Source organism: Amycolatopsis keratiniphila subsp. keratiniphila (assembly GCF_001620365.2).
GTDB lineage: Bacteria > Actinomycetota > Actinomycetes > Mycobacteriales > Pseudonocardiaceae > Amycolatopsis > Amycolatopsis keratiniphila.
Map to the genome: position 1 here is coordinate 19,212 of NZ_LQMT02000023.1, position 25,190 is coordinate 44,401.

20 protein-coding genes are annotated in these 25,190 nt (G+C 67.6%); 5 read left to right on the forward strand and 15 right to left on the reverse strand.

Annotation, left to right across the window (positions count from 1 at the left end):
• Positions 1–37 precede the first annotated feature (37 nt).
• The 4 genes from fusA to AVR91_RS42880 all read right to left on the reverse strand — a co-directional run bounded on the left by fusA (position 38) and on the right by AVR91_RS42880 (position 3,515).
• Entirely contained in the window at positions 38–2,137 is a 2,100-nt protein-coding gene (gene fusA, locus AVR91_RS24445) for an elongation factor G (RefSeq protein ID WP_016331087.1), read from the reverse strand.
• A 63-nt stretch (positions 2,138–2,200) separates the two neighbouring features.
• Positions 2,201–2,671: a 30S ribosomal protein S7 gene (gene rpsG / locus AVR91_RS24450; RefSeq protein WP_007031033.1), complete on the reverse strand. Its 471-nt coding sequence runs from the start codon at positions 2,669–2,671 to the stop codon at positions 2,201–2,203.
• Entirely contained in the window at positions 2,671–3,045 is a 375-nt protein-coding gene (gene rpsL, locus AVR91_RS24455; RefSeq protein ID WP_003102113.1) for a 30S ribosomal protein S12, read from the reverse strand. The genes rpsG and rpsL overlap by 1 nt, the downstream gene beginning before the upstream one ends.
• Positions 3,046–3,368: 323 nt before the next feature.
• Positions 3,369–3,515 carry a hypothetical protein gene (locus AVR91_RS42880; protein ID WP_016331086.1) on the reverse strand — a complete coding sequence of 49 codons (147 nt, stop codon included), beginning with the start codon at positions 3,513–3,515 and terminating at the stop codon, positions 3,369–3,371.
• A 179-nt stretch (positions 3,516–3,694) separates the two neighbouring features.
• On the opposite strand from AVR91_RS42880, the gene AVR91_RS24460 reads away from it, so the two are divergent.
• The 4 genes from AVR91_RS24460 to AVR91_RS24475 all read left to right on the forward strand — a co-directional run bounded on the left by AVR91_RS24460 (position 3,695) and on the right by AVR91_RS24475 (position 6,579).
• Entirely contained in the window at positions 3,695–4,267 is a 573-nt protein-coding gene (locus AVR91_RS24460) for a YbaB/EbfC family nucleoid-associated protein (RefSeq protein ID WP_063274335.1), read from the forward strand.
• A 131-nt stretch (positions 4,268–4,398) separates the two neighbouring features.
• Positions 4,399–4,758 (forward strand): hypothetical protein, encoded by a 360-nt coding sequence (locus AVR91_RS24465; RefSeq protein ID WP_063274334.1) that lies wholly within the window; start codon positions 4,399–4,401, stop codon positions 4,756–4,758.
• A gap of 15 nt (positions 4,759–4,773) precedes the next feature.
• Positions 4,774–5,961, forward strand: coding sequence for a hypothetical protein (locus tag AVR91_RS24470; RefSeq protein WP_016331083.1), 1,188 nt, complete (start codon positions 4,774–4,776; stop codon positions 5,959–5,961).
• Positions 5,962–5,964: 3 nt separating this feature from the next.
• The gene (locus AVR91_RS24475) at positions 5,965–6,579 is read left to right on the forward strand and encodes a hypothetical protein (protein ID WP_063274333.1); all 615 of its coding nucleotides are present in this window, start codon (positions 5,965–5,967) and stop codon (positions 6,577–6,579) included.
• 62 nt (positions 6,580–6,641) lie between these two features.
• Here AVR91_RS24475 and AVR91_RS24480 read toward each other — a convergent pair whose 3' ends face one another.
• From AVR91_RS24480 to rpoB, 9 genes are all read right to left on the reverse strand, one after another.
• Positions 6,642–7,136 (reverse strand): GNAT family N-acetyltransferase, encoded by a 495-nt coding sequence (locus AVR91_RS24480; protein ID WP_063274332.1) that lies wholly within the window; start codon positions 7,134–7,136, stop codon positions 6,642–6,644.
• A 71-nt stretch (positions 7,137–7,207) separates the two neighbouring features.
• Complete coding sequence (locus AVR91_RS24485) at positions 7,208–7,699, reverse strand: MmpS family transport accessory protein (RefSeq protein WP_063274331.1); 492 nt, start codon at positions 7,697–7,699, stop codon at positions 7,208–7,210.
• Between the two features lie 55 nt (positions 7,700–7,754).
• The gene (locus AVR91_RS24490) at positions 7,755–7,988 is read right to left on the reverse strand and encodes a hypothetical protein (protein WP_063274330.1); all 234 of its coding nucleotides are present in this window, start codon (positions 7,986–7,988) and stop codon (positions 7,755–7,757) included.
• A gap of 26 nt (positions 7,989–8,014) precedes the next feature.
• The gene (locus AVR91_RS24495; protein WP_063274329.1) at positions 8,015–8,242 is read right to left on the reverse strand and encodes a hypothetical protein; all 228 of its coding nucleotides are present in this window, start codon (positions 8,240–8,242) and stop codon (positions 8,015–8,017) included.
• A gap of 25 nt (positions 8,243–8,267) precedes the next feature.
• The gene (locus AVR91_RS24500; RefSeq protein ID WP_063274328.1) at positions 8,268–10,028 is read right to left on the reverse strand and encodes a hypothetical protein; all 1,761 of its coding nucleotides are present in this window, start codon (positions 10,026–10,028) and stop codon (positions 8,268–8,270) included.
• Between the two features lie 81 nt (positions 10,029–10,109).
• Positions 10,110–11,954 carry a selenium-binding family protein gene (locus AVR91_RS24505; protein ID WP_228709321.1) on the reverse strand — a complete coding sequence of 615 codons (1,845 nt, stop codon included), beginning with the start codon at positions 11,952–11,954 and terminating at the stop codon, positions 10,110–10,112.
• Positions 11,955–12,561: 607 nt separating this feature from the next.
• Positions 12,562–13,674, reverse strand: coding sequence for a serine hydrolase domain-containing protein (locus tag AVR91_RS24510; protein WP_063274341.1), 1,113 nt, complete (start codon positions 13,672–13,674; stop codon positions 12,562–12,564).
• A 329-nt stretch (positions 13,675–14,003) separates the two neighbouring features.
• A complete protein-coding gene (locus AVR91_RS24515; RefSeq protein ID WP_037332715.1) occupies positions 14,004–17,915 on the reverse strand; it encodes a DNA-directed RNA polymerase subunit beta' in 3,912 nt (1,303 codons plus the stop codon).
• Positions 17,916–18,006: 91 nt separating this feature from the next.
• The gene (gene rpoB / locus AVR91_RS24520) at positions 18,007–21,507 is read right to left on the reverse strand and encodes a DNA-directed RNA polymerase subunit beta (RefSeq protein ID WP_063274326.1); all 3,501 of its coding nucleotides are present in this window, start codon (positions 21,505–21,507) and stop codon (positions 18,007–18,009) included.
• Positions 21,508–22,153: 646 nt separating this feature from the next.
• On the opposite strand from rpoB, the gene AVR91_RS24525 reads away from it, so the two are divergent.
• A complete protein-coding gene (locus AVR91_RS24525) occupies positions 22,154–23,344 on the forward strand; it encodes a hypothetical protein (RefSeq protein ID WP_228709323.1) in 1,191 nt (396 codons plus the stop codon).
• Between the two features lie 337 nt (positions 23,345–23,681).
• Here the strand turns inward: AVR91_RS24525 and AVR91_RS24530 are convergent, their stop codons facing one another.
• Positions 23,682–24,578 (reverse strand): hypothetical protein, encoded by an 897-nt coding sequence (locus tag AVR91_RS24530; RefSeq protein ID WP_063274325.1) that lies wholly within the window; start codon positions 24,576–24,578, stop codon positions 23,682–23,684.
• Positions 24,579–24,662: 84 nt separating this feature from the next.
• Positions 24,663–25,184: a hypothetical protein gene (locus AVR91_RS24535; protein ID WP_063274324.1), complete on the reverse strand. Its 522-nt coding sequence runs from the start codon at positions 25,182–25,184 to the stop codon at positions 24,663–24,665.
• Positions 25,185–25,190 lie beyond the last annotated feature (6 nt).

The following is a 25,190-nucleotide window of genomic DNA, read 5'->3' on the forward strand; positions in this document are numbered from 1 at the left end:
TTCAGGAGTGTTCCTTATGCCCGCGAGCGGACGGGAACTACTCCCCCGTCGCCTTCGCGATGATTTCCTTCGCGACGTTCGCGGGAACCTCGGCGTAGGAGTCGAACACCATGGAGTAGTTGGCACGTCCCTGCGTACGCGAACGCAGGTCGCCGACGTAACCGAACATCTCCGACAGCGGGACCAGTGCCTTGACGACACGGGTACCGGCGCGCTCCTCCATGGCCTGGATCTGGCCACGGCGGGAGTTGAGGTCGCCGATCACATCGCCCATGTAGTCCTCGGGCGTGGTGACCTCGACGGCCATCAGCGGCTCGAGGATGACCGGACCGGCCTTCTTCGCGGCTTCCTTCATCGCCATGGAGCCGGCGATCTTGAAGGCCATTTCCGAAGAGTCGACCTCGTGGTACGCGCCGTCCAACAAGGTGAACTTCAACCCGACGAGCGGGTAGCCGGCCAGCACGCCGTACTGCATGGCGTCCTGCGCGCCCGCGTCGACCGACGGGATGTACTCCCGCGGCACGCGGCCACCGGTGACCTTGTTGTCGAACTCGTAGAGGGCACCGTCGGTGGACTCGAGCGGCTCGAGCTTGACGATGACCTTCGCGAACTGACCGGAACCACCGGTCTGCTTCTTGTGCACGTAGTCGAGCTTCTCGACCGTCTTGCGCACCGTCTCGCGGTAGGCGACCTGCGGCTTACCGATGTTCGCCTCGACCTTGTAGTCGGACTTCATGCGGTTGACCAGCACCTCGAGGTGCAGCTCGCCCATACCGGCGATGATCGTCTGGCCGGTGTCCTCGTCCAGGTTGACCTGGAACGTCGGGTCCTCTTCGGCCAGCTTCTGGATCGCCAGGGACAGCTTCTCCTGGTCGGCCTTGGTCTTCGGCTCGATCGCGACGCGGATGACCGGCGCCGGGAACGTCATCGACTCGAGGACGACCGGGTTCTGCGGGTCGGCGAGGGTGTCACCGGTGGTGGTGTCCTTCAGGCCGATGACCGCGTAGATGTGGCCGGCCTGGGCCTCGTCGACCGGGTTCTCCTTGTTGGAGTGCATCTGGAAGAGCTTCCCGATGCGCTCCTTGCGCTCCTTGGTCGCGTTGATCAGCTGCGCGCCGGAAGCGATCTTGCCCGAGTACACCCGGATGTAGGTCAGCTTGCCGAAGAACGGGTGCGCGGCGATCTTGAACGCCAGTGCGGAGAACGGCTCGTCGACGGACGGCTTCCGGCTGACCGGGGTCTCGCCGTCGGGCAGCGTGCCCTCGACGGCCGGGACGTCCAGCGGCGACGGAAGGTAGTCGATGACCGCGTCGAGCATGGGCTGGACGCCCTTGTTCTTGAACGCGGAACCGGTGAGCACCGGGTACGCCTCGCGGGCGACGGTGAGCTTCCGGATGCCGGCCTTGATCTCGGCCTCGGTCAGCTCCTCGCCCTCGAGGAACTTCTCCATGAGCGCGTCGTCGGTCTCGGCGACGGTCTCGACGAGCTTCTCGCGGTACTCGGCGGCCTTGTCGGCCAGCTCCGCGGGAATGTCCTCGACCGAGTAGTCCTCGCCCTTCTGGACCTCGCCGCGCCAGGTCAGCGCCTTCATGCGGACCAGGTCGATGACGCCTTCGAACTCGTTCTCGGCGCCGATCGGCAGCTGGATGACCAGCGGGCGGGCGCCGAGGCGCTCCTCGATGGTGCGGACGGTGAAGTAGAAGTCCGCGCCGAGCTTGTCCATCTTGTTGACGAAGCAGATACGAGGAACCTCGTACTTGTCCGCCTGACGCCAGACCTGCTCGGACTGCGGCTCGACACCTTCCTTGCCGTCGAAGACGGCGACGGCACCGTCGAGCACCCGCAGCGAACGCTCCACCTCGACGGTGAAGTCGACGTGACCCGGGGTGTCGATGATGTTGATCTGGTGGTCGGCCCAGAAGGTGGTGGTGGCAGCCGAGGTGATGGTGATACCCCGCTTCTGCTCCTCCTCCATCCAGTCCATCGTCGCGGCGCCGTCGTGCACCTCGCCGATCTTGTAGTTGATCCCGGTGTAGAACAGGATCCGCTCGGTGGTGGTGGTCTTACCGGCGTCGATGTGGGCCATGATGCCGATGTTGCGGACCTTGTTCAGGTCGGTCAGCACGTCACGTGCCACGAGAGTGTTCCCCTGTCTCAAAATTGGGGCCCGGCAAGGCTTTGATCGGCAGCCGGGCGGATATCACCAGCGGTAGTGCGCGAAGGCCTTGTTGGACTCGGCCATCTTGTGGGTGTCCTCACGCCGCTTCACGCTGGCGCCGAGGCCGTTGCTCGCGTCGAGCAGTTCGTTCTGCAGACGCTCGATCATGGTCTTCTCACGACGAGCCTGCGAGAAGGAGACCAGCCAGCGGAGCGCGAGGGTGGTGGAGCGGCCCGGCTTGACCTCGATCGGCACCTGGTAGGTGGCACCACCGACGCGGCGGCTCTTCACCTCGATGGTGGGCTTCACGTTGTCGAGGGCGCGCTTCAGCGTGACGACCGGGTCGGTGCCGGTCTTCTCGCGAGCGCCTTCGAGGGCGCCGTACACGATGCGCTCGGCCAGGGACCGCTTGCCGTCCTTCAGCACCTTGTTCACCAGCTGGGTGACCAGCGGGGATGCGTAGACGGGGTCAGAGATCAGCGGCCGCTTCGGGGCCGGACCCTTGCGGGGCATTAGCTCTTCTCCTTCTTCGCGCCGTACCGGCTGCGCGCCTGCTTACGGTTCTTGACACCCTGGGTGTCGAGCGAACCGCGGATGATCTTGTAGCGGACACCCGGCAGGTCCTTCACACGACCACCGCGCACGAGCACCATCGAGTGCTCCTGCAGGTTGTGGCCTTCACCGGGAATGTAGGCGGTGACCTCGATGCCGCTGGTCAGCTTCACACGAGCGACCTTGCGAAGCGCCGAGTTCGGCTTCTTGGGGGTTGTGGTGTACACGCGAGTGCACACGCCACGCCGCTGCGGGCTCCCCTTGAGGGCCGCGGTCTTCTGCTTGGCAGCCTTGTCCTGGCGGCCCTTACGGACCAGCTGCTGGATCGTGGGCAATGGACCAGCTTTCTGTTCGCGATCTTGCTACTACGTGTTGTCTCCGGCCCCCGCGGTCGGGCGTGTCGGCCCGCGTCACGGTCTTGCGACCGGTAACTTCCCGTAGGGATTTTCCGTCGGATCCCGCGTGGGCGAAGCCTTCGGACCGGATGCCTGAGCACCCCGTCCGTGCCGCACGGCACACGGGACGGCCCGACGCCTGCCGGGCACGGTCTCCAAAGATACCCGGCCACTTCCGGACCGGCCAAATCGGGGGGTCGATAACTATATCGTGCCGGGCGGCACCCCGCGGCCACCCTGATGGAACGGCGTTTCGGGCCCCGCTATTCCTCTTCGGGCTTGGCGTGATCCGCCCGGCCCGGATGCGGGTCACGGGAAAGATCGATCAGCGGATGCACGGGAGCCCCCTCCGGCGCCGCGTGACTCCCCCGCCTGGGTTCCTCGGTGCTTTCCTGCTTCTCGGCGTCCACGACGCCTCCCCTCGTTCGTACTGATACCGCCCTGCTCGGCGGACCACGCTACCTATTCCCCTATCGGGTGAGCCGGATGGATCCGATAACCACCCCGTCGCGTCGAACCGGTGAATGAGTCACGATGAGACTGGTCACAGCGTCGGCCCGGCCGTCGCACCGCACTATGGGGAGGCTCCATGTCCGCCGAGTTCGAGCAGCTGGTCGCGCAATTCGACCAGTTCCAGTCCCAGCTCCGGAACGTCGACGATCGGCTCGCGAGCATCGGCGGCATGCAGGACGAGCTCAGCAGGATCGAGGCGACGGCGTCCTCTTCGGACCGTTCGGTGACCGTGGTCGCGGGGCCCGGCGGCGCGATCATGGACGTCAAGTTCACCGAAGACGCCCTTCGCCTGCGGCCGGACGCGCTTTCCGCGGCGCTGATGTCGACCATCCAGCAGGCCGTGGCCGAATCGGCCCGCAAACAGGCGACGATCGTCGAAGAGCACATGGGCGACGACCTCAACCTGGTGGACCAGGTGCTGGAGACCCAGGCGGACCTGTTCGGCACCACCGTCGAGGAGATGCGGGCGCGGATGGACGAAGAGTCGCCGTCGCGGCCGGCCGCCGAGCAGCCGTCCGACGACTACTCCGAGCGTTCCTTGCTCAAGTCCGCCGACGAGCCGCAGCGGCCGCAGCCGTCGCCGCCCCCGGCGTCGAGCGGCTCGGACGGCGACCGTTTCCTGAAGAACCTCTTCGACGACGACCACTGACCCCCGGGCAGGATCGCGTTTAGCGGGCTAAACGCGATCCGAGGCTCTTGGAACCGCAGGCGGGGCAGCCGGGTCCAAGGCGCCGATCACGACGAGCCGCATCGGAAGGTGCGCGAAGGGAGGGACCGCCGATGGCCGGAGGGCATGAGGTGGTGATCAGCGCGCTGCGCACCTACTCGGGCAAGCTCGGGCAGGACGTCCGGATCCCGAACGAGGTCGGACGGCTGACGCAGCAGTCCGACGTCGGCGACGAGTCATGGGGAGTCGTCGGCCTGTTCGTGAAGCACGAGTACACGTCGATGCTCACCGATCTGCAGGATCTGCTGATCGAGATGTCCGCGGGGCTGACCGCGGCCTCGGAGAAGCTCGGCAACGCCGCCACCGCCTACGAGCGGAACGAAGACGACAACGTCAAGGCGCTCAACGAAATCCTCAAGCTGCTGGAGCAGCCGGCGCAGTCGAGGACACCGAAGATGGGGCCGGCCAAGTAGCGAGGGGGACTGATCGTGGCCGATCAGAAGATCACCGGCGAACACACCAAGATCCAGATCAACGACTACAACCCGGACACCATCCGCACGGACAAGATGCTGACCTCGCTGCCGGGGCCGATCGGCAGTGGCTTCAGCACGTTCGACACCGTCAAGAAGGCGACCGCGGACGGGTTCCAGGCGAGCGACATCGGGACCATCGCGGCCAGCGGCGCCGGCTTCGTCAGCTCGTGCATGGGCGTGGCGGACATCGCCAGCGACCCGATCGGCTGGCTGGTCGGCCAGGGTCTCAGCTTCCTGATGAACGTGTGCCAGCCGATCCAGGACGCCATCCACATGGTGAGCGGCGACGGCCCGGCGTTGTCGAACGCGGCGGGCAACTTCAACAACATCGGTGTCTATCTGCAGGACTACAGCAAGAAGTTCGGCGAAGACGCGAAGACGTCGCTGTCGCAGTGGACCGGTGACGCGGCGAACGCGGCGGGCGAGAAGCTGGCGAAGTTCGCGCAGGGCATCGACGGGATCGCCGCGCAGGCCGGGGACATCGCCCAGCTGCTGCAGATCTCCAGCATGGTGATGACGGTGATCGAGGAGTTCATCAAGGCGATCCTCACCGAGTTCATCACCTGGCTGATCATGATCTGGATCCCGGCGCTGGCCGCGGCCGTCCCGACCTGTGGCGGTTCGACGGCGACGGCGGGCGGGCTGACGGCCACCCGCGCGGTCTCCACCACGTCGAAGGTTCAGAAGTTCCTGAACAAGCTCCGCCAGCTGCTCGACAAGATCAAGCAGTTCCTTGGCAAGCTCAAGGAGTTCTTCGGCAAGTGGAAGGGCAACTACAAGGAGCTGATGGCCCACAACAAGTCCACCGCGCAGCTGGCGGCCGGGCCGGGCGCGTCCGCGTGGGGCAAGTTCGCCTCGAAGGACGGCGCCATGGGCGGCAGACTCGCGGACGGTTTCGGTGAGCGGATGACGTCGGCCACGAAGAAGGCCGCGTTGAACACCGTCGGCCTCGGCAAGGCCACCAACCCGGACGGCAGCTGGAAGACGCCGGAGACGGGCCGCGAGAAGGGCGAGGTCGCGGCGGGTGTCGCCGGGAAGGCCGGCACGTACACGTCGGGAGGGATCAAGGCCGGCCAGTACGGTTCGGTGGGTGACGACGAACAGACGCCCGAGGAAGCCTCCGACAATCTGGACTTCTGAGCCGTGACCGCGTGGATCATCGCCATCGCCGCGGTGGCGTTGCCGGTCGTGCTCGCCGCCTGGTGGATCCTCGCCGGGGCGGCGAAGAAACGCGGGCTGGCCACGTTGGCGCGGGAGCGGGGCTGGGACTTCTACAGCGGTGCCCGGCTCGGTGCCGCGGGCGGGAGGCACGAGCAGCCCGCGACCGGCCGGGCGCCCGCCCCGTTGCGGCGGGCCGGCGAGTCGATCGACCAGGCGGTGGTCGGCACGCACCGGGGGAAGCCGTTCGGTGTCTACCGGTATCACCGGCCGGGTGCCGGATTCCGTCAGGACGGCACCCGCGAGTCCGGTTCGCTGCGGACGGTCGTGCACGTCGAGACGGGCACGGCCATGCCGGACTGCACGCTCTCGATCAGCGGATCCGAAGTGGACTGCTCGAATCCCGCGTTCGTCCCGCGTCCCGAGGTCCGTGACTGGCTGACGGCGAACGCGGGCCGGTGCCGCGAGTTCCACACGTCCGGGCGGACGGTGGCGGTGGTGCCGAAGACGCTGCCGAGCGGGAAGCAACTGCTGCGCACCTTGGACTACCTGGCCGACGTCGCGGACCGGGCCCCGCTCACCGCCACGGATCGCGTTTAGCCCGCTAAACGCAGGTCAGGCCTCCCACCGCCGTCCGCGCCGCGCCGATCGCGTTTAGCGGGCTAAACGCGATCCGGGACTTCCAGGGACTTCGCGAAGAAGTGGTGCGCGAAGGGTTCGTCGTTGAAGCGCTCGACCTCTTCGTAGCCGAGGCGCGCGTACAGGGCCCTGGCCTCGACCAGGTCGCGACGGGTGTCGAGACGGATCAACGAGGCGCCGAGGCCGCGGGCGACGTCTTCGGCGGCGGCCACGAGCAGCGCGGCACCGCCCTTGCCGCGTTCGGACTTCCGCAGGAAGACGCGGGTGAGCTCGGTGATGTCGGGTGAGGCGACCCGCAGCCCGGCGCACCCGGCGAGCACCCCGTCGCGCCGCGCGAGGAGGAAGGTGCCGGTCGGCGGGGTCAGATCCCGGCTGTGGTTCTTCTCGAGCAGGTCGTCGAGTTCCTCTTCGCTGACCTGGCGCTCGTAGAAGCGGGACGCGATTTCGTCCAGGTACTCGCGCAGCAGCTGAGCGGCGTCGGGGTGATCGACGGGGGTGACTTCGAAGCTCCAGGTCATGGCTACATTCTGCCGACCCTGGCCACCGGTTTTCCCCGCCTCCGGATCGCGATTAGGGGGCTAAACGCAGGTCAGGAGGGGGCCAGGCGGCCGGCGCAGGTGGCGACCTCGCCGGGGGCGGACTTCTCGGAGGTGACCACGGCGCCGCCCACGGCCACCCGGCATTCGACGGCCCCCTCGCCCTGCCCCATCAGCTGGACGGTCGGCGGGGTGCCGGTGTTCTTCCACGTGAGCTCCTTGCGCCACGGCAGCGTCACCTGCAGCTCCTGGTGCACGAGCCCCAGCCCGTTCGAGTCGTAGACCACGGTCGCGGTCCCCGTCCCGGCGAGCTCGTACGCGATCCGCCAGTCGTTCGATGCCGGCTGCGGCTGCGCCTGGCTGAGCGTCCGCGTGATCGTGCGGTCCGGTCCGCGCGACGGCGCGGCCTCGGTCGGTTCGCCGACCACGGCCACGGTCTCGGCCTGCGGTTCCTCGCCGCCGTTGAGCAGCACCACACAGGTCGCGAGCGCGGCCACCACGATCCCCGCGATGGCGATGCGCCCGATCAGTTGTCTGTCGGCCATCGGTCCTCCTCGCCGAAAGCGGCGGCGCGGCCCGTGAGCCGCGCCGCCACGGAAGTCAGGACGGCAGCAGCCGGCCGGGAACGCCGTTGAGCGACTGGATCAGCCCCAGCACCGGGACGCCGAGCGGCGCGAACGTCCAAATGTTGTTGAGATCGCTCGTGTCGGGCTCGTCGACGACCACGACATCGTTCGGGGTGTCCTGCGCGGCGAGCGCGGGAGCGGCCGAGCCGAGTGCGACGAGACCGGCGAGCGCGGCGCCGGTGACCGCGCGGACGAAGGCCTTCTTCATGAGATTCTCCTTTGCTGGTAACGGTTTTACGAAATGGGCGTGATGATCCCGTAGATCGGGGCGAGGACGTCGGTCGGCACGGGGACGGTCGGTCCGAGCAGACCGCCGAGGTCCAGCCCCGGGATCAGCCAGACCCCGGGGCCGCCGGTGGGCAGACCCGGCAGCGGGTCGGCGGAGGCGACGCCTCCGGCGAGTCCGGACAGCGCCCCCGCGACGGCGAGCGGCAGCAGCACACGGGCCGCGATTCGCTTCATTTCTTCTCCCATTCTTTCGTTGAAATCACCGCAGTACCGAACTGATCGGCACGATCGTTCCGTCGGGGATCCATTGCCCCGCGTAGTTCCGGTCGGCGATCATCCCGACGGCGTGCGGTTCGCCGGGGTACATCGGCATGGCGTTGACCTGTGCCGCCGCGAAGATCTGGACGTCCCCGTTGATCGACCGCCACTGGTCGCCCAGCCAGCTCCGGAACCCGCCGAGCGTGGGACTTTCGCCGCCGAAGGCGTTGCCCGCGGCGACGGCGAAGCTGACGGCGACCTGCTCACGCGGGTCGAACCTCAGCGGCACCGAGGAACTCGCGACGGAGTTGACGATCGGCCCGTTCAGCAGCCAGGGCGCCAGGTACAGGCCGTATTGGTGGGTCGGTTTGAGCGGCTGGGACTCGGCCGCGCGGGTCATCGCCGTGTAGCCACCCGCCCAACCGGACACGACGAGCAGCGCGGTGTTCGGCCCCGCTTCGGCCTGCACGGGCAAGCCGGATCGCGCGGCGGTTTCGCGGACCAGCTTCGCGGCGGCCACACTGCGCGGCGACGCGTCCTCGACGAGGGTGAGCGCGGAAGGCTTGCGCCCGGCGAGGAATTCGACGAGTTTGACGAGAGAACCGCTGTCCTCACCGGAAAGCGCGTCCGCGGGGCAGGACGTGAAGACTTCGCGGCGGTCGGCGATCAAGCCGCCCAACGCGGCCGAAGCGCACTCGGGCGCGTCCGCGTCCTCGATAGTGAGGCCCGGCTCCTCGCCCGCGTCGACCTCGATCGTCGTCTTCTCCCCGCCGCGGCTGATGATCAGGTCGCTGCGCCCCTTCGGCAGGTCGACCTCGGCCCAGGTGCCCTCGGCGCCGGGGCGCACGATGGCCTTGCCGATCAGGCCGCCTTCGAGCCCGGCGGACAGGCCTTCTCCTGCGCTGGCGGGGAAATGGACGAGGTTCTTGCCTGGCCGCTGTGGGCTCACGAGCACGGGGAACCGCTGCTCACCGAGGGCGGCGTCCGCGAGCAGCGCGACACCGGGCGTCGGCAGCTTGGGCGGTTCGGGAATGGCCGCGAGGGCGCTCCAGGCGACGAATCCGACCGCCACGGCCGCCGCGCCGAACCGATAGGCACGCGTGGATTCCTTGTCCGAGAGGAAGAAACCCGCGACGACGGTGGCGGCGATCGGCAGCAGCGCGATCACCAGCAACGTCAGCCCGAAGAGCGTGCCGTAGATCCGGCGGTCGAACCCGAGCCCGGAGGAGAACAACTGAACTGCGCCCGCGACGACGAGAAGTCCGCCCAGTGTCAGGGAAAGCGGGCCGAGCCGGAAGTTCGTCTGGCGCCACTGCGCGGCAGGCACCCAGACGGAAAGGACGGTGACACCGAACCACAAGGCCGCGGCCGCGACGTAGACGGTGTCGATGGCGAATTCGACACCTGTCCGCCCGAGCGAGGTTTCGAGTACCACCAACGCGGCGAGCGCGAGCGAGGCCCAGCGGCCTGCCGACGGCCATCGGACCAGGACGGGAATCGCCAGTGCCAGCACGAGATGCACGATCAGCGCGATGACGTTGACGTCGGTCGCGAAGGCGGAAACCGCGGCGAGCGCGGCGGAAATCCCGCCGAGGCCGGCGATGGCGAGACGAAGACGGCCGGGCAGTTCACCCACCAGCGGGCGCAGGATCCCTGTGCCCGCGAGGAAAGCGGTCGCGAGCAGAAGTCCGAGCCGAAGCAGGACGAGGGCGATGTCGGCTCCGGCCGAACCCGAGCTCGCCGGGATGACGTGGTGATCCATGGGGACCTTCTCCGAGCAGATCGGCGGAGCCGTGGGTGGCGGAGTGTGCCCGCCACCCACGACCTTCCGCGCCGAGCAGGGTTATTTGAGATCCGCGTCCGCCACGACGAACAGTTCGGAGTGCGGTTTGGCGTTGCCGAAGGACCCGTGCGGCCAGGTCTTCCGGTTGAAGTTGATCCCGACCTGTCCAGTGAACTCGTCCCGGAAGTTCCGGTCGACCGCGACCTTCCCGTCCTCGCCGAGGTTCAGCAGGTTGACCTTGTGGTCACCGTCCAAACCGGACCGTGCGACGAAGTAGTTCGACACCGCGAGGTGCTGCGGCTTGTCGGTTTCGTGGTAATACCCGTCGTCACCGAGCACGAAGTTGTCGTACGCCCCCCAGTGCGGGCCACCGCCGGGCGTGCCCGGGTTGATCGGCGCCGCGCCGACGACGGTCGGCAGATCGCCGCCACCGCCCTGCTGGGACTTCTCCTTGGTGTCGATCCGGCCCTTGATGTTCTCGACCTTGTCGCCGGCGGCGACCAGCTTCTGGATGTCGAGGACGTACACGCCACCGGTGGTGCCGGGGTCGTCCGGGCCGAGCGCGCCCTTGGAGCGTCCGGTGATCGCGCGGTAGAGGTACTTGTCGTCGGGGCTGGTCTGGATCCAGCCACCGTTCGAGCCGCCGCCGTTGGAATCGTTGTTCGGGTGGATCGCCTTGTTCGCCGCGCCGTCGTCGAACACCTGGATCCAGTGCGGCTCCTTGGCGGTGATGTCCGGCGTGTAGAACACCGCGCCGCCCTGCATGGTCTGGGCGAACGCGCCCTTGTGGCCGGGCAGGTTGGTCACCGTGGTCTCCATGACCGCGCGGCTTTCCGCGTGCAGCGGGTCCGCGGGATCGACCCTCGGGCCGTCCGGCAGGTACGAGACCGCCTTGAGCTTCGGCTTGTTGCGGTCTGAGATGTCCCACGCGCGGACGGTCGGCCGCCGCAGATACGGCGACGGCTGCTTCACCGGGTCGAGGATGATGTTGCGCGGCTCGGCGTAATCGCTGGTGACCAGAGTGTTGAGGTCCTCGCGCGCCTGGATGCCGTGCGGGTTGGCGCAGGTGGGTTTGTCCAGCTGCGGGAGGTTGTCGCACAGCTTCTTGTTGTCGCCCTGCGGTGTGGCGGCCGGCGACTCGGAAAGCACCTGCGCGTTCTGGTCGAAGCGGACGACCTCACCGGGGCTGCCGGCGAAACCGTTGCCCACCACGGTGGAACCGTTGGCGTAGGTGTGCGGGCCGGGCACGACCGGCCCGCCCATGTACGTGCCGTACGCCGTGCCGTCCTTGAGCACCCAGTACGCGTCCGGCACGGAACCGCCGAGGGTCTGGGTCGGGAGGCTGACGCCCTTGAGCTTCAGCTGCGGCAACGCGGAGACGTCGAAGGCGTACGTCGCGGCGGCGAACAGCGCGCCGGCGTAGATCGTGTCGCCCTTGTGCCACACGTACTGCATGTGGTGCGGCTCGTTCTCGACGAGCGGGCCGACGGTGGCGGTGTTGACGACCTTGCCGTACGTCGGCGAGCCCTGCGTCGCGTCGATCACGGCGAGGAAGTCCGGACCGGGCAACGCGTTCTTGATCTTGTTCAACCCGCCGCCGAGCGAACCCGGCAGGTTCTTGATGTCCTTGACCAGGGTGTCGGCGATGTTCTCGTCACCGGCCCAGACCAGCAGCCATTTCTTGCGCTTGCCGTCCGCGCTCCGGGACGCCCCGACGTCCTTGGACACCAGATGGTTCTGGACCCAGTACTCCTTGCCGTCGGCCGCCTTCTTCGCGTCCTTGACGACCTGGACATCGGCGTAGGCACTCGTCGAGGAGCCGGTATAGGTCACCGTGCCCGCGGCGAGCGCCGCCGCCAAGGCGCCTATCACCACTTTTCGCCACTTGGGCGAGCTGGATAGCATTCTTTCTCCCTGTTTTCGCTACCGAAGCGCCGGACAATCGGCACACCTCTCCCCTATTTCGCGCAGACGTCACCGCGCGAATCGAAGAGGAAAGCAATCAACCGCCGGTTCGCACAGGAAACCGTTGCGGCACAGTGGAAAGCGTCAGCGCGCGGGAACGAGCGCATCCGTTTCGGATACGCGAATCAGCCTGCGTCGCGACAAACCCGGAATAGGTCAGGAATCCATACACAGCGCGCTTGCTTGCTGCCGCAAGTCAACGTGCCGGCGCCACACCAAGGCGACTGGGGATTGCATGGGCGAAATACTCGTGTGAACCCGCCAGGGTGTCAATCTCGTGATCAAAGAATGAGACATGCCACGGCAGGGTGAATTTCCCACGATGCGGATGGGCCATTGGGCCGAACGGGTGGCGGTTTTCCGAGCAGTGGGAATTAGACCACTTGGCGGCACTACCGCAGGTCACAACGGACCAGTAACCCGCCTGCGCCCACTCGTGGTGACGTTATGATTTCGTTATCAATCTCGGGGAACTTCGCCACGCACCGACCTGCGCCCGCCCGCGTCGGATCGCGATTAGGGGGCTAAACGCAGGTCGGCGCCGTGGTCAGGCGGGGCCGCAGAGGGCCTGGTGCTTGAGGGCGGCCAGGGCGTCGTCGATGGGGTGCGTTCCTTCGGCGTCCGGCTTGCGCCACCGCACCAGGTTCATCGCGGCGGAGAACTGCCGTTCGCCATCGGGGCTGGCCCACGCCATCGTCATCGCTCCCCAGACGGTGCCGTCGTGACCCCAGAAGACGCCGTGCCCCGGGATCTCGGTCTTGTAGAGGCCGAGCCCGTAGTCGATCAGCCGCCCGTCCTGCGCGATGACCGGGACGAGACGCCGCATCTCCGCCAGCGAGGACGGGCTGACGATCTCCCCGTCCATCAGCTTGCGGTAGAAGCGGTTGAGATCCTCGACGGTCGAGGCCAGTCCGGCGCCCGCCATCACCCAGGACATGTCGTAGACGCTGTAGTCGCGCGGCGGATCGATCGCCCCGAACAACGCCTCGTACATCCGCGAGTGCGGCTCCTCGATATGCGGGCCGGCGGGAAAGCCGGTGTTCGTGAGGCCCGAGGGTTCGATGATGGCGCGGGAGATGTGCTCCTCCATCGGGACACCGGTCAGGTGCTCCAGCAGTTCGCCCAGGAGCAGGTAGTTCGTGTTGGAGTAGACCCCGGGAGTGCTGCCCGGCTCGCCGGTGGCCGGCGCGCCGACACCGATCGCGATCAGCTCGGCCGGGCGGAACTCCTGAAACCGGTTGTCGTCGAGGCTCTCGGGGGCGAGCTTCTGAAGCGACGGGAACGCGTAGGGCAGGTACTCGGCGAGGCCACTGGTGTGGTTGAGCAGCATGCGGATCGTGATCGCCCGGCCCCGTTCGCCGGGGACCAGCAGCGGCAGGAAGTCGCCGATCGGCGCGTCGAGCTCGAGCCGCCCCGCCTCGACCTGCCGCAGCACCGCGGCCGAGACGAAGGTCTTGGTGATACTGCCGACGCGCTGCCGCATCCCGGCCTCGACGGGACGGCCGGTTTCGAGGTCGGCGACCCCGGCGGCGCCGCGCCGGATCCGCTCACCCGCCCGCACCTCGGCGAACACCCCCGGCACCCCCGCCCGATGGACGTCGTCCAAGGCGGACCGCAGGTTCTTCGTGGCCGGGTTCTCTTCCGTCACAAGGGATTCCATATCGACCATCCTTTCGACCGGCGGTCCCGCGATCGCCCGCCATCCGTCGCGCATCCAGGCGGATACCGCGCCGATCGTCGGCGGCACCCGGCCGGATCGCGATTAGGGGGCTAAACGCAGGTCGGGCCGGGCAAAGGGAAAGCCCCCGGTCTGGGATGGACCGGGGGCCTCCGTTGGGGTAGTGGCTGCAGAGTCAGATGACGTCGGCACAGGTGCTGGCCAGCCCGAGCCGCCTGCCCGCCGCCGCTGCCCGTGCGCTCTTCGGGCGACTGAAACGGGAAGGGCCCCCGCCGGATCGGCGAGGGCCCTTCTCGTGGATTTCGCTTCGGTCAGCGGAAGTCGCGGCCGAAGTCGTAGTCGTCCAGCGGCACCGCGGCGCCCGGCGTCGAGCCGAACACGTCCGGGGTGTAGTAGCCGTCGTCGTAGGACGGGATCGCGTAAGCGGCGACCCGCGCCTCCTCGGTCGGCTGCACCTGGATGTTGCGGTACTTGTTGATCCCGGTACCGGCCGGGATCAGCTTACCGATGATCACGTTCTCCTTGAGGCCCACGAGCTTGTCCGAGCGGCCGTTGATGGCCGCGTCGGTCAGGACACGCGTGGTCTCCTGGAACGAGGCCGCCGACAGCCACGAGTCCGTGGTCAGCGAGGCCTTCGTGATCCCCATCAGCACCGGACGCCCCGAGGCCGGCTCGCCGCCCTCGGCGACCGACGCGCGGTTCTTCGCCTCGAACTTGGTCCGCTCGGGCAGCTCGCCCGGCAGGAAGTCCGTGGCACCGGAGTCGATGATCGTCACGCGGCGCAGCATCTGCCGCACGATGACCTCGATGTGCTTGTCGTGGATCGACACACCCTGCGCCCGGTACACCTTCTGGACCTCGTCCACCAGGTGCATCTGCGCCTCGCGCGGCCCCATGACCCGCAGGACCTCGTGCGGGTCCGGCGTGCCTTCGAGCAGCTGCTGGCCGACCGCGACGCGGTCACCGTCGCCCAGCGGGCCGTTCGGGGTGTTCGCGAGCCGCTGACGCTTGGACAGCTTGTCGAAGACGATCTCTTCGCTGCCGTCGTCCGGGATCAGCGTGATCTTCCAGAACCGCTCGCTCTCCTCGATGCGCACGCGGCCATCGACGTCGGCGATCGGCGCCTTGCCCTTCGGGACCCGGGCCTCGAACAGCTCCTGGACACGGGGCAGACCGGTCGTGATGTCGTCACCGGCCACACCACCCTGGTGGAACGTACGCATCGTCAGCTGCGTACCCGGCTCACCGATCGACTGGGCCGCGACGATACCCACGGCCTCGCCGACGTCGACGAGCTGACCGGTCGCCATGGACCGGCCGTAGCAGGTGGCGCAGATACCGACGGCCGACTCACAGGTCAGCACCGAACGCACCTTGACCTTGGAGATCCCGCTCGAGATGAGCTTGTCGATCGCCGGGTCACCGATGTCGTCACCGGCGTTGAGCACGACGTTGCCCTTGGCGTCGACCGCGTCGGTCGCCAGGTTCCGCGCGTACACGCTGGTCTCGACGTGCTGGTCGCGCAGGACCTTGCCGTCGCCGATGTCCTCGCCGATCGGCATGTTGATACCGCGGGTGGTGCCACAGTCGATCTCGCGGACGATGACGTCCTGCGACACGTCCACCAGACGACGGGTCAGGTAACCCGAGTCGGCGGTACGGAGCGCCGTGTCCGCCAGACCCTTGCGGGCACCGTGCGTCGCGATGAAGTACTCCGCCACCGACAGGCCTTCACGGAAGTTGGCCTTGATCGGACGCGGGATGTACTCACCCTTCGGGTTCGACACCAGACCACGCATACCGGCCAGCGACCGGACCTGCGTCATGTTGCCCGCCGCGCCCGACTTCACGATCATCGCGATCGGGTTGTCGTCCGGCAGCGCCGTCTCCATGATCTTGTGGACCTCTTCGGTGGCCTGCGTCCACACCTTGACGAGCTCGTTGTTGCGCTCGGCGTGCGACAGCTGACCACGCTGGTACCGCTTCTCGACCTGGTCGGCCTTGCCTTCGTACTCGTCCAGAATGGCCTTCTTGCCTGCCGGGACGAGCACGTCGGAGATCGCGACCGTGACACCCGAACGGGTCGCCCAGTAGAAACCGGCGTCCTTCAGGCGGTCCAGGGTCTGCGCGACCTGGGTCATCGAGTAACGCTCGGCGAGGTCGTTCACGATCGCGGCCTGACGCTTCTTCGGCATCGGCTCGTTGATGAACGGGTAGTCCGCCGGCAGCAGCTCGTTGAACAGCACGCGGCCCAGGGTGGTCTCGGCCAGCCACGCCTTGCCCGGCTCCCAGCCGTTCTCCGCGAGCCTCGCCTCGTCGGCCTTGGCGGGCTGACGGTCGGTGACGCGGATCTTGATCGGGGCGTGCAGGCTCAGCGCCTTGCGGTCGTACGCCATGATCGCCTCGGCGGGCGACGAGTAGGCGTTGCCCGCACCGTCGGCGTTCTCGTTCAACCGGGTCAGGTGGAACAGACCGGTCACCATGTCCAGACGCGGCATGGCGAGCGGACGGCCCGACGCCGGCGAAAGGATGTTGTTCGCCGACAGCATCAGGATGCGGGCCTCGGCCTGCGCCTCCGCGGAAAGCGGGAGGTGCACGGCCATCTGGTCACCGTCGAAGTCCGCGTTGAAGGCTTCACAGACCAGCGGGTGCAGCTGGATGGCCTTGCCTTCGACCAGCTGCGGCTCGAAGGCCTGGATACCGAGGCGGTGCAGGGTCGGCGCACGGTTCAGCATCACCGGGTGGCCGGTGATGACCTCTTCGAGCACGTCCCACACCTGCGGCCGCGACCGCTCCACCATCCGCTTGGCGGACTTGATGTTCTGCGCGTGGTTCAGGTCGACCAGCCGCTTCATGACGAACGGCTTGAACAGCTCGAGTGCCATGTCCTTCGGCAGACCGCACTGGTGCAGCTTCAGCTGCGGACCGACGATGATGACCGAACGGCCCGAGTAGTCGACACGCTTGCCGAGCAGGTTCTGACGGAACCGGCCCTGCTTGCCCTTGAGCAGGTCGGACAGCGACTTCAGCGGGCGGTTACCGGGACCGGTGACCGGGCGGCCGCGGCGGCCGTTGTCGAACAGCGCGTCGACGGCCTCCTGCAGCATCCGCTTCTCGTTGTTCACGATGATCTCGGGCGCGCCGAGGTCGATCAGCCGCTTCAACCGGTTGTTCCGGTTGATGACCCGGCGGTAGAGGTCGTTCAGGTCGGAGGTGGCGAAACGGCCACCGTCGAGCTGGACCATCGGGCGCAGGTCCGGCGGGATCACCGGGACGGCGTCGAGCACCATGCCGCGCGGGTCGTTGCCGGTGGCCTGGAAGGCCGCGACGACCTTGAGCCGCTTCAGCGCGCGGAGCTTCTTCTGCCCCTTGCCGTTGCGGATGGTGTCGCGCAGGCTCTCGGCCTCCGCGGCGACGTCGAACTCGGTGGCCAGCTTCTGGATGGCCTCCGCGCCCATGCCGCCGGTGAAGTACTCGCCGTACCGGTCGACGAGCTCGCGGTAGAGCAGCTCGTCGGCGATCAGCTGGCGGGTGTCGAGCTTGGTGAAGGTCGTCCAGACCTCCTCGAGACGGTCCAGCTCGCGACCGGCGCGGTCACGCAGCTGACGCATCTCGCGCTCGCCGCCTTCCTTGACCTTGCGGCGGACGTCGGACTTGGCGCCCTCCGCCTCCAGCTCGGCCAGGTCGGCTTCCAGCTTCTGCGCCCGTGCCTCGATGTCCGCGTCACGCTTGGTCTCGAGGTTCTTGCGCTCGACGCCGATCTCGTTCTCGAGGGTCGGCAGGTCGTTGTGCCGCAGCTCGGTGTTCACACCGGTGATCACGTAGGCCGCGAAGTAGATGATCTTCTCGAGGTCCTTCGGCGCCAGGTCGAGCAGGTAACCCAGGCGGGAGGGAACACCCTTGAAGTACCAGATGTGGGTGACGGGAGCGGCCAGCTCGATGTGGCCCATCCGCTCACGGCGCACCTTGGCGCGGGTGACCTCGACGCCACAGCGCTCGCAGATGATGCCCTTGAAGCGGACCCGCTTGTACTTACCGCAGTAGCACTCCCAGTCCCGGGTCGGGCCGAAGATCTTCTCGCAGAAGAGGCCGTCCTTCTCGGGCTTGAGCGTCCGGTAGTTGATGGTCTCCGGCTTCTTCACCTCGCCGAAGGACCACTGACGAATGTCGTCGGCGGTGGCGAGGCCGATGCGGAGCTCATCGAAGAAGTTGACGTCCAGCACGTCTTTACATCCCCTTGGGGTTGATGCGACTAGAGGAGTTGGCGAGCGGAGGCGGGAGCCCACGGGAGGCAGGCTCCCGCCTCATCGCGGGTCAGTGCACGACGTCGTCCACCGAGGGCGACTCGTTGCGGGACAGGTTGATGCCGAGGTTGGCCGCGGCACGCTCGAGGTCCTCGTCGTCGGAGTCGCGCATCTCGATCGCGGCGCCGTCGCTGGACAGCACCTCGACGTTGAGGCAGAGCGACTGGAGCTCCTTCAGGAGCACCTTGAACGACTCGGGGATACCCGGCTCGGGGATGTTCTCCCCCTTGACGATGGCCTCGTACACCTTGACGCGGCCGACCACGTCGTCCGACTTGATCGTCAGGAGCTCCTGCAGGGTGTATGCGGCGCCGTACGCCTGCATCGCCCAGCACTCCATCTCGCCGAACCGCTGGCCACCGAACTGCGCCTTACCACCCAGCGGCTGCTGCGTGATCATCGAGTACGGACCGGTGGACCGGGCGTGGATCTTGTCGTCGACCAGGTGGTGCAGCTTCAGGATGTACATGTAGCCGACGGAGACCGGGTACGGGTACGGCTCGCCGGAGCGGCCGTCCAGCAGCGTGGCCTTGCCGTTCTGCTTGACCATGCGCTCGCCGTCGCGGTTCGGCTTGGTCGCGCCGAGCAGCCCGGTGAGCTCCTCTTCCTTGGCGCCGTCGAACACCGGGGTCGCGGTGTTCGTGCCGGGGTCGACGTCGTAGAGCTCCTCGTTGAGGTTCTTCGCCCACTCCGGGTTGCCCTCGATCTTCCACCCCTGCGACGCCAGCCAGCCCAGGTGAAGCTCCAGGACCTGGCCGATGTTCATACGACGCGGGACACCGTGGGTGTTCAGGATGATGTCGACGGGCGTGCCGTCCTCCATGAACGGCATGTCCTCGGCGGGGAGGATCTTGCCGATGACGCCCTTGTTCCCGTGGCGGCCGGCGAGCTTGTCGCCCGGCTGGATCTTCCGCTTCTGGGCCACGTAGACGCGGACCAGTTCGTTGACGCCCGGGGGCAGCTCGTCGTCGTCCTCGCGCGAGAACACGCGGATGCCGATGACCTTGCCGGTCTCACCGTGCGGCACCTTCAGCGAGGTGTCGCGGACCTCGCGGGCCTTCTCGCCGAAGATCGCGCGGAGCAGGCGCTCCTCCGGGGTCAGCTCGGTCTCACCCTTGGGCGTGACCTTGCCGACCAGGATGTCGCCGTCGCGGACCTCGGCACCGATGCGGATGATGCCGCGCTCGTCGAGGTCGGCGAGGACCTCCTCGGAGACGTTCGGGATGTCCCGGGTGATCTCCTCGGCGCCCAGCTTGGTGTCGCGGGCGTCGATCTCGTGCTCCTCGATGTGGATCGACGTGAGCACGTCGTCCTGCACCAGGCGCTCGGAGAGGATGATCGCGTCCTCGTAGTTGTGGCCCTCCCACGGCATGACCGCGACGAGCAGGTTCTTGCCGAGCGCCATCTCACCGTTCTCGGTGGACGGGCCGTCGGCGATGACCTGACCCTGCTCGACCCGGTCGCCCTCGTTGACGATCGGGCGGTGGTTGAAGCAGGTGCCGTGGTTCGAGCGACGGAACTTGTACAGTCCGTAGCTCTTCCGCGTGCCGTCGTCGTGCATGATCGTGATCAGGTCGGCCGAGAGCTCCTCGACCACACCGGCCTGCTCGGCGACGAGCACGTCACCGGCGTCCACCGCGGCACGCAGCTCCACGCCGGTGCCGACCAGCGGGGCCGAGTTGCGCAGCAGCGGAACGGCCTGACGCTGCATGTTCGCGCCCATGAGCGCGCGGTTCGCGTCGTCGTGCTCGAGGAACGGGATCATCGCCGTCGCGACCGAGACCATCTGCCGCGGCGAGACGTCCATGTAGTCCACGTCCAGCGGGTCGATCAGCTCGACCTCGCCGCCCTTCTTACGGACCAGGACGCGATCTTCGACGAAGGTGCCGTCTTCCGAGATCGGCGCGTTCGCCTGCGCCTTCACGTAGCGGTCTTCCTCGTCCGCGGTGAGGTAGTCGACCTGGTCGGTGACGCGACCCTCGACGACCTTGCGGTACGGGGTCTCGATGAAACCGAACGGGTTGACCCGCGCGTACGAGCAGAGCGAGCCGATCAGGCCGATGTTCGGGCCTTCCGGCGTCTCGATCGGGCACATGCGGCCGTAGTGCGACGGGTGGACGTCTCGGACCTCCATGCCGGCGCGCTCACGCGACAGACCACCCGGGCCGAGGGCGGACAGACGACGCTTGTGCGTCAGCCCCGACAGCGGGTTGTTCTGGTCCATGAACTGCGACAGCTGCGAAGTACCGAAGAACTCCTTGATCGCCGCCACGACGGGACGGATGTTGATCAGGGTCTGCGGCGTGATCGCCTCGACGTCCTGGGTGGTCATCCGCTCGCGGACGACGCGCTCCATCCGGGACAGACCCACGCGGATCTGGTTCTGGATGAGCTCGCCGACGGTGCGGAGACGACGGTTGCCGAAGTGGTCGATGTCGTCGGTCTCGACCGGGATGACCTGGTCGCCGACGGTCGCCTTGTCCTCGCCCGCGTGCAGGCGGACCAGGTACTCGATCGTCGAGACGATGTCCTCTTCGGTCAGCGTCCCGGTGTCGTACGGCGTGGTCAGGCCGAGCTTCTTGTTCAGCTTGTACCGGCCGACCTTGGCCAGGTCGTAGCGCTTCGGCTTGAAGAACAGGTTCTCCAGCAGCGTCTGCGCGCTCTCCTTGGTCGGCGGTTCGCCCGGGCGCAGCTTGCGGTAGATGTCGAGCAGCGCCTCGTCGGTGCCGGCGGTGTGGTCCTTCTCGAGGGTGGCGAGCAGCGTCTCGGAGAAGGAGAAACGCTCGCGGATCGCCTCGGTGGTCCAGCCGAGCGCCTTCAGCAGCACGGTGACCGGCTGGCGGCGCTTGCGGTCGATGCGGACGCCGACGGTGTCGCGCTTGTCGACGTCGAACTCCAGCCAGGCACCCCGGCTCGGGATGACGCGGACGTTGAAGACGTCCTTGTCGGTGGTCTTGTCGACGCTGGTGTCGAAGTACACACCCGGCGAACGGACCAGCTGGGACACGACGACACGCTCGGTGCCGTTGATGACGAAGGTGCCCTTGTCGGTCATCACCGGGAAGTCACCCATGAAGACCGTCTGGCTCTTGATCTCGCCGGTGTTGTTGTTCACGAACTCGGCGGTCACGAACAGCGGGGCCGCGTACGTCATGTCCTTGTCCTTGCACTCCTCGACGGAGGCCTTGACCTCGTCGAAGCGCGGGTCGGAGAAGGACAGCGACATGGATCCGGAGAAGTCTTCGATCGGCGAGATCTCGTTGAGGACCTCTTCCAGGCCGCCGACCGGGTTTTCTTCACCTTCTTCGACGCGGCGTTCGAACCACGCCTCGTCGCCGGTGAACCATTCAAAGGACCTGATCTGCACGTCGAGCAGGTTCGGGGTGCTGAGCGGCTCGCGAATCTTTGCGAAGGAGACCCGCTTGGGGGCTCCCGGGATTCCCGTGGACTCCGAGCGAGATACAGCCGAGGTGGTCGCAGCAGTGGCCTGGTTCGCGGGAGAGACTGCCAAGATGCGTCCTTCCGGGGACAATGAGCGGTGAGCAGCCGCGTCAGCAACAGCTGATGCGGTCTGTCAAGGGTGCCGTGTGCCCACTATCCTAACTACCGGCTCCGGGCAGCCTGAAAGAGGGCAGCGCAAAGAAGCAGTCTAGCCCGAACGTCGCGGTCTGTCCAGGGGGCGCTCCCGATGGGGCCCAGCCTGCATCGCAACGTCTTCAGGTATGCCTCTCCTCGGCCTCCCCGGGCCGTCCCTCCCGCAAGGGCACCGCCGGTTCTCACCGTTGCCAGTAAGCGTGACCCCACAGGGGCTCTGAGTCAAGATGCCGCGCGGTGGTCCCGCCGGTTGGCGCAGCGTGGAAGTAGCCCCGCGCCCGGCGCTTCACAGGACGATCATCCTGGTTACCGCCCGGTACCCGCAGGTGACGGCGCCGGCGCGCCGACCTGCGTTTAGCGGGCTAAACGCGATCCGGCCGCCGGGGCTTCCCGAACGGTCACCGGGTCGGGCCCGGCGACCGGCGGGACGCCCCGGACCGACTTGTCCGATGTGACCGTTGTAGCAGATGGGCCGCCTGGTGCGGCGCACAGGCATGGCGACGCACCTGCGTTTAGCGGGCTAAACGCGACGCGCATCGGGCGGGCGCTGCCAGACTGGGGGCGTGCGCGAAACGTGGGAGAAGGACGTCAGTACCGAGATGCGCCCGGTCCTCTTGCGGCCGGAGGCCGAGCTGCGGCAGGCCGCGGAGCGGAGCCCCCTCCTCGGCGAGGTCCGAGGCTACGTCGCCGGGTCGGACGCCGGCGATCCACTGATCCCTCGGTGGGCGGAGGTGTCCGGGCTGGTCCACGCCGTCGACGGCAAGCACGTCCCCGTCGAGGAGAACGCGACGCTCGTCGATGACGCTCTCCGGCTCTGGGAGCGGCTGTATTCGACGATCGGCGAGGCCGAGCCTCTGCCCCTCGGACTGGTCACGACGATCACACTCACGCTCTACCGGTCGGGTCCGGTCGCTGTGCCGGTCGAGCTCCTTTACGAAGCCATCGAGCTCGCGCAGGCGCCGGACGAATCGACGCGGTACGCGACCAGCGTCGCGCTGGATCTGCTGGAACGGCTCGGCGCGATCGAGAAGGGCACCGCGGACCCGGCCGGGCTCGCGCTGATCGCCGAGATCGCCGGAAAACCCGATCCCTCCCCGTACGTCCTCAGCCTCACCCCGATCGCCGTCTGGGCGATCAACAGGGCGCTCCGCGAGGCCGGAATGGACGCACCGGTCATCGGTGAGGCGGCGGAGAAGAGTCTCGGCGAGCTGAGCCCACGCCTCGCCGAGTCCGGGCCGGGGATCATCGACGCGGAACTGAAGGCCTGGGTGCGGCACCGGCCGCCTTCCGACGCGGCAGCGGAGGCGAGTGAGTTCCTCCGTACCGCACGGCTTCCCGAAGAACGACTGTTCGCCTTGATCGCGCTCGGGGAAACCGGCGAGATCGGCCTCGAGACCGCGACGGGAGTCCGAGCCGAAGGCGGTCTGGCCGGCGCGGCCGCCGCGATGTGGTTGTCCGAACGTGGCGCGGTCGACCGGGAAACGATCACTCGCGACGAGGTCGTCCTCGGGATGGCCGACCATTACGCGGCGATGCACGCGCTCGGCGCGTTCGTCCATCAGCTCGCCGACATGGACGACGGCTTCGACGTCGTGGAACTGCTGACGTCCTCCGGCCATCCGGACCGGCTCGAACTCCTGAACGTCGTCGGCGCGAGCCATCCGGACCGGAAGATGGCCAAGAAGGCGCGTACGGCGAGCTTCAAGCTCCGGTCGGGCGGCGCCCGAAGCCCTGGTCAGCGCGGCGACGCGTGACGATTAGCCCGCTAAACGCAGGTCAGCGGGGGTGGGCAGCCGGAAGCCGTGAAGGCCTCCTTGAGGGATCGTCTTTGTTTACCCACCGGTGTGTGTCGGTAGTCGAGGCCGGTTTCGCGCGGCGGCCGTGGGCAAGGGGCTCGGTGTCCCCAATGTGGCATTGGGGACACCGAGCGTCTCCGATGCCACATTGGGGGCACGGGGTGCTGCGACGGGGAGCGTCCGGATCCCTCATCTCGAAGCCAGTTGGGGTCGCGCCAGGCCGCGTCGGTAGGTAATGAAGGCCAGGCCGCAGTGCCGGATCGCGTTTAGCGGGCTAAACGCGATCCGGGGTGGGTCACTTCGAGGGGGCCGGGGAGGCCGGGGGCGAAGCGGGGGCCGAGGAGGCGGTGGGGTTCGGCGGAGCGGCGTAGGTGTTCATCGCCGTGATCTTCCACTTGTCGCCCTGCAGCTCCGCGTTCAAGTGCAGCTGCGCGCTCCCGGCGGTGGTCTTGTTCGTGTCGGCCCGCGTCGAGCTCTGGTCGACGAACACCATCACGTCGGCCCGGTCGCCTTCCAGCCGGATGACGGCGCTCCGGGTGACCTTGCAGGTCACGACCATCTTCTGCTGCGGGGCCAGCCGCTTGACCTCGCCCATCAGCAGGTTGTACTTCGCCCGCACGTCGTCGTTGACCAGCAGATCCGCCGCCGCGGTCTCGGTCTTCGCGATGTTGTTGTAGTCGTACGAGAACAGCGCCTCGGTCGCCTTCGCGACCTGGTCCTTGACCTGCGCGGTCTTCGCGACGTCCAGCAACGCCGTGTTGTTCGTCGAGCCGGACACCTCGTCGGCCTGGATCTTGAAGAGCACCGCGGTCGCGGCCAGCAGCAGCCCGACGACCACCAGCGCGCCCGCCAAGATCAGCTGCTTCGAGCCCGGCTTCTTCTCGTCCTTCGACGACTCGTCGACCTCGGCTTCGGCCTCTTCGAGGTCGTCCGGCTTCTCCTCGGCGACCGCGCGGGTCTTCGCGCGCGGGCTCGGCTTCGCGACTTCGGGAGCGTCGGGCTCTTCAGCGACCTCAGTGTCCTCCGCAGACTCGACGACCTCAGGCTCCGGCTCAGGAACCGGAGCGGGCCGCGGCGACGGACGACGGACCGGCGCCGGCTTCGCCACCGGCGTCTCCTCGACCTCGACCTCCGAGACAGGGGCATCGGGAGCGGGAGCAGGAGACGCACCGGGCCGTCGCAGGCCGGCCACCCGGGGGCGGCGCACCGGCGGAGTGCTGCGAGGGGGCTGGCGACGGGAGGGGGGCACTACGTGGCTCCGTTCTAGGTGACGCTCTTACTGACCGGCCGCGACGAGGGGCACGTTGTCGATCCCGGACAGCTTCCACTCATCGCCGACCCGGGTCATCGAGACCTCCAGGCGCAACGCCTTCGAGCTCGCCTTGTCGCCCTGGGTGACCTGCGTGGAGATGGCGGCGAGGAAGCTCGCCTTGCCCTCGTGGTCGTCGAGTTCCTCGACCGCGATGTCCTGGATGGTGGTCACGACCTTGGTCTTCGCGTCACCGAGCGCCTTGCGGTAGGTCGGCTCCAGCTGGGCCAGCTGCTGGCTCATCTTCTCGTCGGAGACGGCCTTCTGCCTGTTGAAGAACTCGTCGAGGTTCTCGAAGTCGACCTCGGTGTACGCCTTGATCGCGGTGCCGCCCGCCTTGACCACCTCGTCCCGCGAGCGCGCCAGGTCGGCGTTGTCGTCCGACGCGGCCACGGCCCACATGACACCGAAGATCGCCGCGGCGAGGAAGGCGGCCAGCGCGAACGCCGCCGCCCCCAGCACCAGGGTCCGCGATCGAGAAGAACTCATGACACT

Excerpts from the sequence above, each read along its gene's own strand:
- rpsG (WP_007031033.1), bottom strand. The coding sequence starts at position 2,671 with ATGCCCCGCAAGGGTCCGGCCCCGAAGCGGCCGCTGATCTCTGACCCC.
- AVR91_RS24460 (WP_063274335.1), top strand. The coding sequence starts at position 3,695 with ATGTCCGCCGAGTTCGAGCAGCTGGTCGCGCAATTCGACCAGTTCCAG.
- AVR91_RS24465 (WP_063274334.1), top strand. The coding sequence starts at position 4,399 with ATGGCCGGAGGGCATGAGGTGGTGATCAGCGCGCTGCGCACCTACTCG.
- AVR91_RS24480 (WP_063274332.1), bottom strand. The coding sequence starts at position 7,136 with ATGACCTGGAGCTTCGAAGTCACCCCCGTCGATCACCCCGACGCCGCT.
- AVR91_RS24485 (WP_063274331.1), bottom strand. The coding sequence starts at position 7,699 with ATGGCCGACAGACAACTGATCGGGCGCATCGCCATCGCGGGGATCGTG.
- AVR91_RS24490 (WP_063274330.1), bottom strand. The coding sequence starts at position 7,988 with ATGAAGAAGGCCTTCGTCCGCGCGGTCACCGGCGCCGCGCTCGCCGGT.
- AVR91_RS24495 (WP_063274329.1), bottom strand. The coding sequence starts at position 8,242 with ATGAAGCGAATCGCGGCCCGTGTGCTGCTGCCGCTCGCCGTCGCGGGG.
- AVR91_RS24500 (WP_063274328.1), bottom strand. The coding sequence starts at position 10,028 with ATGGATCACCACGTCATCCCGGCGAGCTCGGGTTCGGCCGGAGCCGAC.
- AVR91_RS24505 (WP_228709321.1), bottom strand. The coding sequence starts at position 11,954 with ATGCTATCCAGCTCGCCCAAGTGGCGAAAAGTGGTGATAGGCGCCTTG.
- AVR91_RS24510 (WP_063274341.1), bottom strand. The coding sequence starts at position 13,674 with ATGGAATCCCTTGTGACGGAAGAGAACCCGGCCACGAAGAACCTGCGG.
- AVR91_RS24535 (WP_063274324.1), bottom strand. The coding sequence starts at position 25,184 with ATGAGTTCTTCTCGATCGCGGACCCTGGTGCTGGGGGCGGCGGCGTTC.